The organism is Tenacibaculum sp. FZY0031 (assembly GCF_036350695.1).
GTDB lineage: Bacteria > Bacteroidota > Bacteroidia > Flavobacteriales > Flavobacteriaceae > Polaribacter.
In genome coordinates, this window is record NZ_JAZDVY010000005.1 from 70,737 (window position 1) to 84,405 (window position 13,669).

A 13,669-nucleotide genomic window follows, 5' to 3' on the forward strand; every position below is an offset into this window, starting at 1 on the left:
CTACAATTAGTTAGTTTTTGTAAAAACTCATTTAGTATATTTGATCAAATGCTTACAACATGATAACAATCGCCATGGCCGAAGATCATCAAATGTTGATTGATGGTGTTACGTCTTTTTTTGAATACGATGAAGATATCAACATCATTGGTACGGTAAACAATGGAGAAGAGTTGATAAAACTAGTTCGTCTAAAGCAACCTAGATTGGTTATTACAGATATTCGCATGCCTAAAATGGATGGTATTGAAGCTACCAAACAAATTAAGTTAGAATTTCCACACATAAAAGTATTAGCTTTAACGATGTTCGATCAACCTGATGCGATTAAACAGATGTTAGATGCTGGCGCTTCTGGGTATTTATTGAAAAATTCAGGTATTAAAATGCTATCAAAAGCCATAACTTCTATTGTAAATGGCAACACTTTTTTTGATCCCAACGTAGCTTTAAACTTTATGAATGATTACATACATGAAAATATCACTGTTGGCAAACCCGAAAAAATTATACTATCCAATAGAGAAAAAGAAATTTTACAACTTATAGCCAACGGTAGTACTTCAAAAGAAATTGCTGAAACCCTATTTATTGCCAAAACAACAGTAGATACCCATCGAAAAAACATGATTCGCAAATTGAATTTATCTAGTGGTAATGAGCTGATAAAATATGCTATAGAAAGAAAGTATAATTTTTAACTTTTATATTTTAAAAACACCTACATATAGGGATACTATTGATTCTTTTTCCTCATTAGTTTTGAATAAAATAATTATTAATTTAAACAAAATCACATGGGAGTATTAAATAAATATACAAGAGAGATTCATAGAGAACTTGGCTACTTTGCAGGCTGGATACCTGGTACTGAAATTGAATTAGGAGATGTGGGGTATGTCAAAGGAAAACTATTTATTAGAAAATCAAATCTTAAACAACTAGGAATTGATTTCGAAATGCGCAAAGATGAAGACCCGGTAAATCTTTCACATGCTTCAAAAGGTGAAGTTGAAATTACCCTAAAAGGATCAGGGGTTTCTCCTATTACTGGTAGTACTTTAACCACTTTAGAAGCTGGTTTTTGTGTAAAAATGGAAAAGGAAAACTCCATATTACTTCAAGCAAATAATGTTTTTAATCATTCTATTGAAGATCAATTAGGCTTAGGGCAAGAAATTATGAGAAGATATAGATCTAGCAATCCTAGTGAGCGCTGGGATAAAGACTTAGTGGTTGTTACTGAAATTGCACAAGCAGACACATGTACTATCTTAATTTCTAAAAGCAAAAATAACACAGTAGACATTACCGCTAAAGGAGAACTTTCTGCCTCTGAATTAGATATTGCTAAAGCCGATTTAGGCTTGAGTATTAAGAATAGTAAAAATTTAGAAACACAAATTTTAGGAAAAGAAGGAATAGTACCTATGTTTCGTTTATCTAAAGTAAAAACTAAACTTTTTAAAAAGGTATTTGACAACTACAAAGTAAAAAGTGCAACTCCTTTTTACAAAAGTCAGGAGCAACTGAACAACGATATCGAGTCCTATACTGTTTTTGAAGAAATTTATGATGAAGATTAATTTTTTAAGAGCACTATGAGTTGAACTTATAGTGCTCTTTTAGTTTTACTCTTCCCTATGTACCAACTCCATCGAAAAAGCAGGTAAACAAACCGCTAAATACTCACAAGGTTCTGTAAATGGATTGGCATACTGAATACGTGTGTGTTTTTCTATCTTTATAGATTGCCCCGCTTCTAACACCACAATTTCCCCCTCAATATTGAATTGTTTTTTCCCTTTTATTATATAAGTATACTCTTCAAATTCTGGTGTTTGAAATGGCTCACTCCATCCAGGAGGTGCTATCATATGTGCAATACTTACTTTCGAATTTCCATCAGTAGCATTTCCAAAGTGTTCCTCAATTAATTTTCCATCTGTAGTTGGTACTACAAACGGACTTTTTTGAATGGTATATTTTTTACTCATTTTTTTCTTACTTTTTTCCGCTTTTTAAAGCTGTAATTCTTTTACGAACTTACTTAATTTTTCTCATATCTTGCTAGCAAGAGTATGAAGAGGGCTACTATTCAACATGTTGAAAATAAAAAAGAGCATCCAAAATGGATGCTCAATCTTTTCCATGTGCAGTTACAAGCCCCCCGGCAATATACTGCACACTTCGGTTAGTGATTATAAACACAAATTTAAAAAAATTATTTTGTTTTTGAATAACAATTAGTATCCGAAAACCTTCTTTTTAATGCCCTATTTTTCTTTTTCAGCTTCCCAAATTGGTTTGAGATTTCTTTTTGCTCCTTTAAACTTATTGGGCATGTTTTTAAAAGGAGTAACAACAAAAGTAAAGCTGTTATCGGCACTAAATCGCCAATAATTTCCTCTTAATGCTCCATCTTCTGTTTCAACATTCCAATCAGGAATATTAATTAAAGAGAACTCTTTTGCTTCTTTATTAAAATCTAACGCAAAATCTCTTAATACATTTTCAGAAGGATACTTCAGTGTAATTTTTGCGTTTAAATCCCCTTTATCAGTAACATAAAAAGTACATGATTTTGATGGATAGGTTTCTATTTCTTTTCTCCAGTTTCTTGCTATCACTTTTTCTAACTCTGAACTAACTTGCATACTATCTGCTTCATTCGCTATAAGTGCAAATATGTTTTCTTGAACTATGGTTATTGTTTGCTTATTTGGGTTTATGGTAACTGTTGTTTTCTCCGCTCCTATTCTACTGTTTTCTCCAAAGAAAACTCCCAATACAAAAAATGCTATTTTTATTACTTCCATCTTTTAAAAATTACATAGCTATTATTAATTAAAAAGCCGAAACATCTGTTTCGGCTTCGAATATTTTAGTTAAACCAAATGGTAAATGATTTAATTTTGGCTAAATCTGGGATTTGCTCTTTGGTTACTTTTTGAGTACTGAATTCTTTCAGCCCTAAATCTTCGTTATCAATGGTTATAGTTGCATTCAAATCATCAATAAATAAAGTAGCTGATGAAAACGATGATTCTACCTTACTTACTTTAGTATTTGCATTAATTTCTTGAAAAGTAGATTTAATGTTTACTCCAGATTTTGTTTTAAAACGTTCATCAAAAATCTCTATACTTTTAATAGTTGATGTAGAATCTAACTGTTCTTTTGGTGTAATTGTTAACAAGTGCTTTCCTCCTTTTTCATAGACCAAGTACTTATCGTCTTCCTGAAAAAGATTTTCGCCCTTAGCTCCTTCACTTAATACTTTTACTACTGAATCTTGCTTAAATACGTTTTCTATTTCATTAACAGTTGTTTTAGTAGTTAATTTTCCTACTTTTCCTTTAGCAATATCAAACTTACTATTACCACACTGGATAAATAGCACTGATATTACTGCAATAACTAAGGGTTTCATAAATGTTCTCATGTGTCTTCTTTTATATTTAAAACGTCTATTTCTTATTTTATTACTTTTTTTAAGATTCCAAAAGCTGCCCTAATAAAGGTAGCACTTGTTAATACCTTTACTACAGGATTCATACGAGTACTTCTACTACGTGTTGATGAACTTTTTCTTGTTTTTTCTTCTTCCTTTTTACGTGCTTCTTCAGTTTTCTTTTCGTTTATTTTTTCAATCTTCTCGTTCAGCATTTCGTAAGCACTCTCCCTATCAATAGTATCGTTGTATTTAGAAATTAATCTCGAATTATCTAAAACCTGTTTAAGTTCCTTTTCTGTTAACACATCCATTCTACTCATAGGCGCACGCAACATGGTTCGCGCTAATGGAGTTGGAATTCCTTTTTCGTTTAATACAGAAATTAATGCTTCTCCTATACCCAACTGTGTTAATACTTCTTTAGTATCGTAATATTCAGAATCTGGATAGTTTTCAGCGGCTAATTTAATTGCTTTTCTATCTTTTGCCGTAAATGCACGTAAAGCATGTTGAATTTTCATTCCTAATTGTGCTAACACATCTTCTGGAACATCTTTCGGATTTTGTGTTACAAAATACAATCCTATTCCTTTTGAACGAATTAACTTTACAATACTCTCTATTTGACTTAATAACGCTTTGGAAGCTTCATCAAACACCAAATGGGCTTCGTCTATAAAAATTACCAATTCTGGTCGACCACTATCTCCTTGCTCTGGGAATGTTTCGTATACCTCAGCTAGTAACTGTAGCATAAAGGTGGAAAACAGTTTTGGTCTATCTTGAATATCTGTTAAACGTAATACAGAAATAACGCCACGTCCGTTTTCATCAATACGGGTTAAATCGTCAACATCAAATGATTTTTCTCCAAAAAATAAGTCCCCTCCTTGTTGCTCTATTTCTATAATTTTTCTAAGTATTGCTCCTGTACTAGCCGTAGAAATTCGTCCGTATTCTTCTTGAACCTCCTCTTTTCCTTCATGAGTTATATATTGAAGAATTTTCTTAAAATCTTTTAAGTCTAATAATGGTAATTGGTTGTCATCACAGTACTTAAAAATAATCGCTACAATACCTGATTGTGTTTCAGTTAAATCTAAAATACGCGATAATAAGACAGGCCCGAATTCAGAAACGGTAGCTCGTAAGCGTACTCCGTCTTGTTCTGAGATAGATAAAATTTCTATGGGAAATTTTGTTGGTGTAAAGGGTAATCCAATTTTTTTGTGACGTTCATCAATCTTAGCATGTCCAGGGCTTGGTTGTGCTAATCCACTTAAATCTCCTTTTACATCCATTAACAATACAGGAATTCCTTTTTCTGACATATTTTCTGCCAGCACTTGTAAGGTTTTTGTTTTTCCTGTCCCCGTTGCACCTGCTATTAATCCGTGGCGGTTTAATGTTTTTAAAGGGATATTTACATGAGCATTTGTTACTGTTTCTTCCCCTAACATTCCTGCTCCTAGCGTAATAAACTCTCCTTTTGTTGTATAGCCTTCTTTGATGTAATTGAAAAACGCTGAAGTATTACTCATTATTTTTGACCTTTTTTTGTGATAAAAACACGTAAAAGTAACAAAAATCATTCATTAAATTTTAATGTTGCCTATCTTTGCACCCTTATGTTGAAAAAAGAAGTACAAGAGTTAATTAATACAGGAGAAATGCTTCCGTTAATGGAAGAGTTTTACACGATTCAGGGAGAAGGAGCGCACACTGGTACTGCTGCTTATTTTATTCGTATTGGTGGTTGCGATGTAGGTTGCCATTGGTGCGATGTAAAAGAAAGCTGGGATGCTAATTTACATCCACCTACAAAAACAGATATTATTGTTGAGAATGCAAAGAAATATGCCGAAACTGTAGTTATTACAGGGGGTGAGCCTTTAATGTGGAGTTTAGACTATATTACACAACAGCTTCAAGAAAAAGGTATTAAAACACATATTGAAACTTCTGGAGCCTATGATTTTTCTGGAGTTTGGGATTGGTTTTGTTTGTCTCCTAAAAAAACAAAATTACCTTTAGAACGTGCTTATCAAGAAGCAGATGAATTGAAAATGATTATTCACAATAAAAATGATTTTCAGTTTGCTGAGGAACAGGCCGCTAAAGTTGGTAAAAAGTGTAAGTTGTTTTTACAACCTGAATGGAGTAAAAAGGAAAAAATGACACCGCAAATTATTGATTATGTGATGGAGCATCCACAATGGAAAATTTCCTTACAAACTCATAAATATTTAAATATACCGTAAACAAAAAAGCAACCTTACTTCGACTACGCTCAGTAACCTAAAGGTTGCTTTTTGTTTTTTATACTTTACGATAAGCTCTTTTCTGCTTTAATTATTTCTATTCCTTCCTTAAAAGTCGTAATCTTAAAATCTGGAAACTTTGTTTTAAACTTATCTGAAATAAATATATTATCATATTTATACCTAGGTAAGAGTTCTTGTAATTCCTTTATTTGCTTCTTGAATAGACTTCCCAACTTAAACATCCACATTTTTACCACTGTATATGCAATTTTTTTTTTATAAACTTCTGATGTTATTTCAATCAATTCTTTATAGGTAGGTCTACTATCGTCACAAGGTAAATGCCAGGTTTGATTATATGCTTCTGGTGTATTTCCTATCAAAGCCATTGCCCTACTAGCATCTGGTGTCCATATTAATGTTCTTTTAGTAATATCTTTTAAGGGTACTTTTAGTTTTTTGTTTTGTTGAATGTTATCAAAAATCAACGTGTTAGTGATACTTTGTGTTTTATTAGGTCCATAAAACTCAGGAGCTCTGCAAATAACAGCTTCTATAGTTTTATTCTTGATTTCTTTCAACAGCATTTCAGCCATCTTTGCTCTTACAACTGATTTTCTTCCTATTGGTTCAAATCGACTTTCTTCTGTTTGAGGTTCACTTGTTTTTGCATACATGTAAGTATTGTCAAAAAACACCAGTTTACAATAATGTTTTTTACAAGCTTCAATAACGTTTTTCATCATTATCTCAAATTGGTCTTCCCACATTTGAGAATTCATTGGAAGCCCAACTGTAAGGTATGCTATTTCACATCCTTCTACTGCTTTTTTAGTCGCTTTAAGGTCTAGCAAATTCGCAGAAAAGAGCTCATCTGTCTCATGTATTTTCTTAGGATTTCTACTAACTAACCTAATATTTTTTGTATAGTTTTTATACAATTCTCTCGTTAATTCTTCCGCTATTTGACCGTTAGCTCCTAATACTGTTTGCATACTTCTTAAGTTTAATAATTAATATTCATTAGGTTCTATATGAATTAAAATATGTCCTAAATCCGGAAGTTTTTCTCTTAAATAGTCTTTTAATTTATGAGCAATATCGTGTCCTTCTTTTACTGTAATAGTACTATCTACAATGGCATGTAAATCTACATGATATTTCATTCCTGCTTTACGAACAAAGCATTTTTCGGTTCCTAAAACACCTGCTACTTCCATAGATTTTTTTCTTATTTCATCTATTAAGTCATCGTATACATGTTCATCCATTATTTCACCCAGCGCTGGTCTGAAAATTAGATAACTATTGTATAGAATAAAAAACGAAGCTAATAAAGCTGCCCAATCATCAGCTGTTTCATAACCTTCTTTAAAAATAAGAGCTATAGAAATTCCTATAAATGCCATTACAGAGGTAATTGCATCACTTCGATGGTGCCACGCATCTGCTTTTAAGGAAGAGCTATTCGTTTCTTTGCTTTTTCTAATTACAATTTGAAAAGATATTTCTTTCCAAATAATAATTGCCCCTAAAACGAGTAACGTCCACGGTTTAGGAGTTTTATGTGGTGTTTGGATATTCTGTATACTTTCATAGGCTATTACTGTAGCTGAAGTTACTAAAAAGGCTACTACTACAAAAGTGATTAAGGGTTCTATTTTTCCGTGTCCGTAGGGATGATTCTTATCTGCGGGTCTTTTCGCATATTTTAATCCTAATAACACCAAAATAGAAGAAAAAATATCGGTCGTAGATTCAATTGCATCTGCTATTAGTGCATATGAATTTCCAAAAATACCTGCTAATCCTTTAATAATTGCTAAACTGGTATTGCTAAGAATACTAAAATAGGTGGTTTTGATGGCTAATTCTTCTTTACTCATGAAGTTATAATATTACATTTTATGAGGTAGTACGAAGGTACTTGAAAAGTATTGAAAAACCCCAAATTATACAATAGAAAGTCTATTGCTAAAAAAAGACTCGCCAATTAGCGAGTCTTATTGGATAGTTTATAAAACTACCGCTTTAACAACAATTAATAATTAATAACGAATGAAAAAATTAGTTCCAGCCTCCACCTAAGGCTTTGTATATTTTTACGTTTGCTAATAATTGGTCTCTTTTGGTCTCTATGATTTCAATTTTAGATTCTAATGCTTCTCTTTGGGTTAACAACACTTCTGTATATTCTGCTCTTGCCGATTTAAACAAACGAATTGAAAGGTCTATAGATTCGTTTAACGCTTCAACTTGTTGCTTTTTTAAATCGTAACTATTTTTTAAGTTATCAATTTTCGAAAGCTCATTGGCTACCTCTAAGTACGCATTTAAAATAGCTCTTTCGTATTCATAAACAGCCTGTAATTGTTTATTGTTGGCGGTTTTATAAGCTGCTTTTATCGCATTTCTATTAATTAAAGGACCTATCATATCTCCTGCTAAAGAATACACTAACGATTCTGGTGTTGATGTTAAAAACTTAGGTTTAAATGCTTGTAACCCCACTCCTGCTTTAATTCCTATTGACGGATAAAAATTAGCTCGTGCTATTTTAGTATTTAATTTGGCTGCTGCTAATTCGTATTCAGCTCTTCTTAAATCGGGTCTGTTTTGTAACAGTTGTGATGGGATTCCGGTTTTTACTCCTTCAATAGGTTTATCAATAAAGTTTTCCGCATTTCTCTCTATATGCTGTGGATACCTACCTACTAAAAAGTTAATTTTATTTTCGGTTTCTACAATCTCTTGCTGAAGTTCATATAGGTGACTTTGGTTTTTAAGCACACTTGCTTCAAACCTGCGTACAGCTAGCTCGGTGGTTCTTGCGGCCTGCTTTTGAAGCTTTACCATTTGCAATGCATTTTTTTGAATTTCTAAGTTTTGCGAAACCATAGACAATTCATTATCTAATGCTAAAAGTTCATAATATGAATTTGCTATTTCTGAAACTAAATTAGTTTTCATAAAGTTTTTACCTTCAACCGTAGCAAAGTACTCCAACATTGCTGCTTTCTTTTCATTTCGTAACTTCTTCCAAACATCTAATTCCCAAGAAGCTGAAAGTCCTATTGAAAAATCGGTGAATGGTTCTGGAAACTTTTCACCTTCACGGATATGTAAATTTTCTTCTACAGCACCATTTCTAGTATACTTCCCAACCTTTTCTACTTCAGCTCCCGCATATATATTTACAAATGGTAAATACTCACCTTTTTTTGCTTTGATGTTGTTTTTTGAAATAGCTACTTGCTGTAACATTATGTTCAGCTCTTGGTTGTTTGATAAAGCCGTATCTATCAGAGAAATCAAATGTGAATCTGAAAAAAAATCACGCCATTGAATAGTCGCTGTATTTAATGAATCTATAGGTTGGTTCTTAAAATTCTCTGGTACCACCTTATTTTCTTCTCTTACTACTTGATTTGATACGCAAGAGCACAAAATTAAGAGGGCAAGCACACTTAAAAAGTGTGCCTTTTTTATTACAAATGAACTTCTTTGTTTAGTTTTCATCGTTTTCTCTTTTAATTATTTTCTTTAGAAGTTTTTTAAGCTCTGCTATTTTAGCTTTTGTTTTACTTCCTTCAACTTCATTTATTCTTATAAATTCTTCAGAAACTGGTTCATTAGCTTCGTCTTTAATTAAGCTTCTTCCATCACTCATTTTAGCAAATATGTAATAGAGACCTGGTATTATTAAAACCCCGAAAATAGTCCCTATTAACATTCCTCCTAAAGCCGATCCACCAATAGTTCTATTACCAATTGCTCCTGCTCCGTGAGCTATAACTAATGGTATTAATCCTGCTATAAATGCAAATGAAGTCATTAAAATGGGTCTGAATCGTTCTTTAGCTCCTTCAATAGCTGCTTCAAAAATTGTAGCTCCCTGACTTCGTTTTAATACGGCAAATTCAACAATTAGCACTGCATTTTTACCTAAGAGACCAACTAACATGATAATACCAATTTGTGCATATACGTCATTCGCTAAGCCCATTAGTTTTAAGAGTGTGAATGACCCGTATACTCCTACTGGAAGTGATAAAATCACTGCTAATGGCAGTATAAAACTTTCGTATTGTGCTGCTAACACAAAGTATACAAAGGCTAGTACAATGATAAAAATATACACCGACTCGTTCCCTCTTTGTGCTTCATCATAGGTAAGTCCTTCCCAAGCGACATCGTACCCTCTAGGAAGTTCTTTTGCTGCCACTTCTTTAATGGCATTAATGGCATCTCCACTGGTATACCCTGAAGCTGGTAACCCTCTAATAGCGGCAGAATTATACAAGTTATATCGGGTTATCTCATTAGGTCCTAATTTCTTTTCTAAACTCATGAACGCTGAATAAGGTACCATTGCTCCTTCTTCATTTTTAACATATAGTTTTTCTAAATCTGAAGGGATTCTCCTGTATTCTGGCGCTGCTTGTGTATACACTTTAAAAAATCTACCAAAACGAATAAAACCTTGTTCATAAGTACTACCTATTAAAATGTTTAGGTTTTCCATGGCTTTACCAATGGTTACTCCTTTTTGCATCGCTTTTTTATTGTCGATTTTCAATTCGTACTGCGGATAGTTTGCAGAATAAAAAGTAAATAACCCTGTCAATTCTTTTCGTTTTGCTAAGGATTCCATGAACTTATTATTAATTCGTTCAAACTCGTGGTAGTCTGTTGAGTTTGTTTTATCTAATAAACGCATTGAAAACCCTCCTGAAGATCCAAAACCTGGTACTGCTGGTGGTTCAAAATATTCTATAACCGCTCCTAAGTCTTTAGTTTCTTCTTCAAGTTCTTCCATGATTTCGTGAACTGAATGATGACGTTCTGACCATGGTTTCAAGTTAATTAAACAGGTACCTGCGTTTGACCCTCTACCTTCGGTCATAATTTCATATCCTGCTAAAGATGAAACGGATTCTACTCCCTCAGTTTCTTCACAAATTTGTTGTAGCTTTCTCGCTACTTCATTGGTACGTTCTAAGGTAGCACCTGGTGGTGTTTGAATAATTGCATAAATCATTCCTTGATCTTCACTAGGAATAAAACCTGCTGGTAATGTTTTATTGGTAATAAATATTCCTGCACAGAAAGCTAGTAATACTCCAAAGGTTAACATTCTTCGTGCTACGATTCTGTTTAACACTTTTACATATTTTCCTGTAAGCTTTTCAAATCCTTTGTTAAACCAATCAATAAATTTATCTACTATTGATTTTTTTCTTTCTTTTCCGTGGTTGTTTTTTAACATCATTGCACACAGTACTGGTGTTAATGTTAATGCTACCACTGCTGAAATAATGATAGAACCCGCCATTGTTATAGAGAACTGTCTGTAGAAAACTCCTACGGGTCCTGTCATAAATGAAATTGGTACAAATACAGAAACCATCACCAATGTAATTGCTAAAATGGCTCCTCCTATTTCTCCTAATGCTGCCTTAGATGCTTGATAAGGTGTTAGATGTTCTTTCTCCATTTTTAAATGGACTGCTTCTACCACCACAATAGCATCATCTACCACAATACCAATGGCTAATACTAATGCAAACAGGGTAATTAAGTTTATTGAAAGCCCGAAAAGTTGCATTATAAAGAAGGCTCCGATTAAGGATACAGGCACTGCTATAATTGGAATTAAGGTTGATCGTAAATCTCCTAAGAATAGGAATACCACAATGGCTACTAAAATAAAGGCATCTCTAAGCGTATGTATTACTTGTTCTATTGAGGCATCTAGGAAGTTAGAAACGTCATAACTAATTTGAAAGTCAATACCTGGAGGTAAGTCTTCTTTTAATTCTTTGAGCTTTTCTTTTACCGATGCTATTACATCACTACCATTACTTCCAAAGGTTTGTTTTAAAACGATTGATGCTGACGGATGTCCATCTAAATTTGAGTAAATATCAAAGAATTCACTCCCTAACTTCACTTCGGCAACATCTTTAAGCTTTAAAATTTCTCCTTCTTCATTTGCTCGAATAATAATGTCTTTGTACTGATCTGGTTCGTTATACCTATTTTGGTAAGTAAGTACGTATTCTAGTGATTGTGACGTAATTCCTGAACTTCTTCCCAGTCTTCCAGGTCTTGCCAAAATACTTTGGTCTTCCATCGCTTCTAAAATTTCTTCCGCAGAAATATTATAGGCTCTCATTCTGTCTGGTTTTAACCAAACTCTCATCGCATATTTTCTACTTCCTAAAATTTTAGCACTGGCAATACCATTGATCCGCTGGATTTCTGGTATCATTTTGGTGTATGCGTAATTGTATAGGAACTTCTCATCATTGTTTTTTTCTTTACTGAAAAGGTTCACATACATTAACATACTTGGTTGTACTGGAGTAATAATTACCCCTTCTCGCTGTACTAACTCCGGTAATAAAGGCATTACTTGATCTACCCTTGTTTTTACTCTTACTACTGCTTGATTGGGGTCTGTACCAGGTTCAAAAATTACACGTAGGGTTCCTTCTCCTGCACTGGTTGCATCGGAAGCGATATAACGCATTCCTTGTACTCCATTGATGGCTGTTTCTAGAGGAATTAGTGTTGAGTTTACCAATACATCTGCACTTGAACCTGGGTAGGCGATAAATATGTTTACCGTAGTTGGTGCAATTTGTGGAAACTGTGATATTGGGAGTTGTTTTATTGATAACAATCCTGTAAAAACAACGATAATTGAAATTACAATTGCTAATACTGGTCTTTTTATAAATTGACTAAACATGTTTTGCTGAATTTTAGTTTTTGATTATTCTGCATATAAGTCTAGACTAGACATTACAGCATTTGGCTCTTTAAACTCAACATGTATTTTTTGTTGGTCTTTTACCATACGGATTCCTTCTAACAATATTTTATCGTTTTCTGTAAGTCCTTTTTCTACTATAAATAAATGTGGTAATTCTGCTTCTACAGTAATTTCTCGTTGTTTTACGGTATTGTTTTTATCTACTACAAAAACATATTTCTTATCTAATACTTCAAAAGTGGCTTTTTGTGGAATTATTAAGGCTCCTTCGTATGGAACTTCCATTAAAATACTTCCTGTTTCTCCGTGTCTTAAAATTCCATCTGGATTTGGAAAAGTTGCTCTAAAGGCAATATTTCCTGTTTCATTGTTAAACTCCCCTTCAATCGTTTCTACAATTCCTTTTTGATTGAATGGTTTGTTATTTGCCATTAAAAGTGTTACTTCTTTTTTCTTGTCTTTATCTTGACTCATTATATAGTCTAGATATTCTGTTTCTGGCACATTAAAATATACCCACATTTTGCTATTGTCGGATAGTGTTGTTAACAGTTCTCCTTCATCTAACAAACTTCCTTTTCTAACGTGTAGGTGATCCATTATACCATTAAATGGAGCCTTAATACTTGTAAAACCTAGGTGTGTTTGTGCTAGCATTACTTCTGCTTTTGCTTTTTCGTAGTTTGCTTTTGCTAAGGCTAATTCATTTTCAGAAACTACGTTTCCATCTGCTAATAATTCCGTGTTTTTATATTCAATTTCAGCAGCTTTTGCTTCTGCTTTTGCTTTTTGTAAATCGGCTTTGTAAACATTTGGTGAAATTTGAAACATGTGTTGTCCTTTTTTTACATGTTGTCCTTCATCAACAAATATTTTCTTTAAATATCCTTTTTCTAGTGCCCTCAATTCTATATGCTGAATGGCATGTATTTGACTTACATAATCTTTAGTTATTGATGTATCTTTTTTAATAGGATTGGTTACAAGGAACTTAGTTTCTGGATGTTTAGATTCCTTTTTTGATTCGCAGCTAATGTTAATTAATAGCGCAAATAGGCTCATGAAAATGAAGATTTTTTTCATTTTTTTGTATGTATTTGTAAAGTTAGAGTGAGTGTATAACCATTGAAAACCAATGGTTATTCTAAAAATTTAATTAAATTCTTA

12 protein-coding genes are annotated in these 13,669 nt (G+C 32.9%); 3 read left to right on the plus strand and 9 right to left on the minus strand.

Translation table 11 applies throughout. The annotated features are described in order from the left end of the window. Nucleotides 1-59 precede the first annotated feature (59 nt). Nucleotides 60-701 carry a response regulator transcription factor gene (locus V1T75_RS08280; protein WP_330488080.1) on the plus strand — a complete coding sequence of 214 codons (642 nt, stop codon included), beginning with the start codon at nt 60-62 and terminating at the stop codon, nt 699-701. 96 nt (nt 702-797) lie between these two features. After that, nucleotides 798-1,586: a hypothetical protein gene (locus V1T75_RS08285; RefSeq protein ID WP_330488081.1), complete on the plus strand. Its 789-nt coding sequence runs from the start codon at nt 798-800 to the stop codon at nt 1,584-1,586. A gap of 45 nt (nt 1,587-1,631) precedes the next feature. On the opposite strand, the gene V1T75_RS08290 is transcribed toward V1T75_RS08285, so the two are convergent. From V1T75_RS08290 to V1T75_RS08305, 4 genes are all read right to left on the minus strand, one after another. Then, entirely contained in the window at nt 1,632-1,997 is a 366-nt protein-coding gene (locus tag V1T75_RS08290; RefSeq protein WP_330488082.1) for a cupin domain-containing protein, read from the minus strand. A 279-nt stretch (nt 1,998-2,276) separates the two neighbouring features. Next, entirely contained in the window at nt 2,277-2,819 is a 543-nt protein-coding gene (locus V1T75_RS08295; RefSeq protein ID WP_330488083.1) for a hypothetical protein, read from the minus strand. Between the two features lie 65 nt (nt 2,820-2,884). Further along, nucleotides 2,885-3,445 carry a hypothetical protein gene (locus V1T75_RS08300; protein WP_330488084.1) on the minus strand — a complete coding sequence of 187 codons (561 nt, stop codon included), beginning with the start codon at nt 3,443-3,445 and terminating at the stop codon, nt 2,885-2,887. A 32-nt stretch (nt 3,446-3,477) separates the two neighbouring features. Further along, on the minus strand, nt 3,478-4,998 hold the full coding sequence (locus tag V1T75_RS08305; RefSeq protein ID WP_330488085.1) for a helicase HerA-like domain-containing protein: 1,521 nt from the start codon (nt 4,996-4,998) through the stop codon (nt 3,478-3,480). Between the two features lie 87 nt (nt 4,999-5,085). Between V1T75_RS08305 and V1T75_RS08310 the strand changes: the two genes are divergently transcribed. Further along, entirely contained in the window at nt 5,086-5,718 is a 633-nt protein-coding gene (locus V1T75_RS08310; protein ID WP_164723437.1) for a 7-carboxy-7-deazaguanine synthase QueE, read from the plus strand. Between the two features lie 65 nt (nt 5,719-5,783). Here V1T75_RS08310 and V1T75_RS08315 read toward each other — a convergent pair whose 3' ends face one another. From V1T75_RS08315 to V1T75_RS08335, 5 genes are all read right to left on the minus strand, one after another. Beyond that, nucleotides 5,784-6,716 (minus strand): NAD-dependent epimerase/dehydratase family protein, encoded by a 933-nt coding sequence (locus tag V1T75_RS08315; RefSeq protein WP_330488086.1) that lies wholly within the window; start codon nt 6,714-6,716, stop codon nt 5,784-5,786. A gap of 18 nt (nt 6,717-6,734) precedes the next feature. After that, nucleotides 6,735-7,607, minus strand: a complete 873-nt coding sequence (locus tag V1T75_RS08320) for a cation diffusion facilitator family transporter (protein ID WP_330488087.1) — start codon at nt 7,605-7,607, stop codon at nt 6,735-6,737. Nucleotides 7,608-7,788: 181 nt separating this feature from the next. Further along, nucleotides 7,789-9,240 carry a TolC family protein gene (locus V1T75_RS08325; protein WP_330488088.1) on the minus strand — a complete coding sequence of 484 codons (1,452 nt, stop codon included), beginning with the start codon at nt 9,238-9,240 and terminating at the stop codon, nt 7,789-7,791. Continuing rightward, nucleotides 9,230-12,478 carry an efflux RND transporter permease subunit gene (locus V1T75_RS08330; protein WP_330488089.1) on the minus strand — a complete coding sequence of 1,083 codons (3,249 nt, stop codon included), beginning with the start codon at nt 12,476-12,478 and terminating at the stop codon, nt 9,230-9,232. Before V1T75_RS08330 ends, V1T75_RS08325 begins: the two co-directional genes overlap by 11 nt. 24 nt (nt 12,479-12,502) lie before the next feature. After that, a complete protein-coding gene (locus V1T75_RS08335; RefSeq protein ID WP_330488090.1) occupies nt 12,503-13,585 on the minus strand; it encodes an efflux RND transporter periplasmic adaptor subunit in 1,083 nt (360 codons plus the stop codon). Between the last annotated feature and the right edge of the window lie 84 nt (nt 13,586-13,669).

What these genes read in the sequence shown, in the direction of transcription:
- V1T75_RS08295 (WP_330488083.1), bottom strand. Translation starts at nt 2,819, where the DNA reads ATGGAAGTAATAAAAATAGCATTTTTTGTATTGGGAGTTTTCTTTGGA.
- V1T75_RS08325 (WP_330488088.1), bottom strand. Translation starts at nt 9,240, where the DNA reads ATGAAAACTAAACAAAGAAGTTCATTTGTAATAAAAAAGGCACACTTT.
- V1T75_RS08290 (WP_330488082.1), bottom strand. Translation starts at nt 1,997, where the DNA reads ATGAGTAAAAAATATACCATTCAAAAAAGTCCGTTTGTAGTACCAACT.
- V1T75_RS08280 (WP_330488080.1), top strand. Translation starts at nt 60, where the DNA reads ATGATAACAATCGCCATGGCCGAAGATCATCAAATGTTGATTGATGGT.
- V1T75_RS08320 (WP_330488087.1), bottom strand. Translation starts at nt 7,607, where the DNA reads ATGAGTAAAGAAGAATTAGCCATCAAAACCACCTATTTTAGTATTCTT.
- V1T75_RS08330 (WP_330488089.1), bottom strand. Translation starts at nt 12,478, where the DNA reads ATGTTTAGTCAATTTATAAAAAGACCAGTATTAGCAATTGTAATTTCA.
- V1T75_RS08315 (WP_330488086.1), bottom strand. Translation starts at nt 6,716, where the DNA reads ATGCAAACAGTATTAGGAGCTAACGGTCAAATAGCGGAAGAATTAACG.
- V1T75_RS08305 (WP_330488085.1), bottom strand. Translation starts at nt 4,998, where the DNA reads ATGAGTAATACTTCAGCGTTTTTCAATTACATCAAAGAAGGCTATACA.
- V1T75_RS08310 (WP_164723437.1), top strand. Translation starts at nt 5,086, where the DNA reads ATGTTGAAAAAAGAAGTACAAGAGTTAATTAATACAGGAGAAATGCTT.
- V1T75_RS08300 (WP_330488084.1), bottom strand. Translation starts at nt 3,445, where the DNA reads ATGAGAACATTTATGAAACCCTTAGTTATTGCAGTAATATCAGTGCTA.
- V1T75_RS08335 (WP_330488090.1), bottom strand. Translation starts at nt 13,585, where the DNA reads ATGAAAAAAATCTTCATTTTCATGAGCCTATTTGCGCTATTAATTAAC.
- V1T75_RS08285 (WP_330488081.1), top strand. Translation starts at nt 798, where the DNA reads ATGGGAGTATTAAATAAATATACAAGAGAGATTCATAGAGAACTTGGC.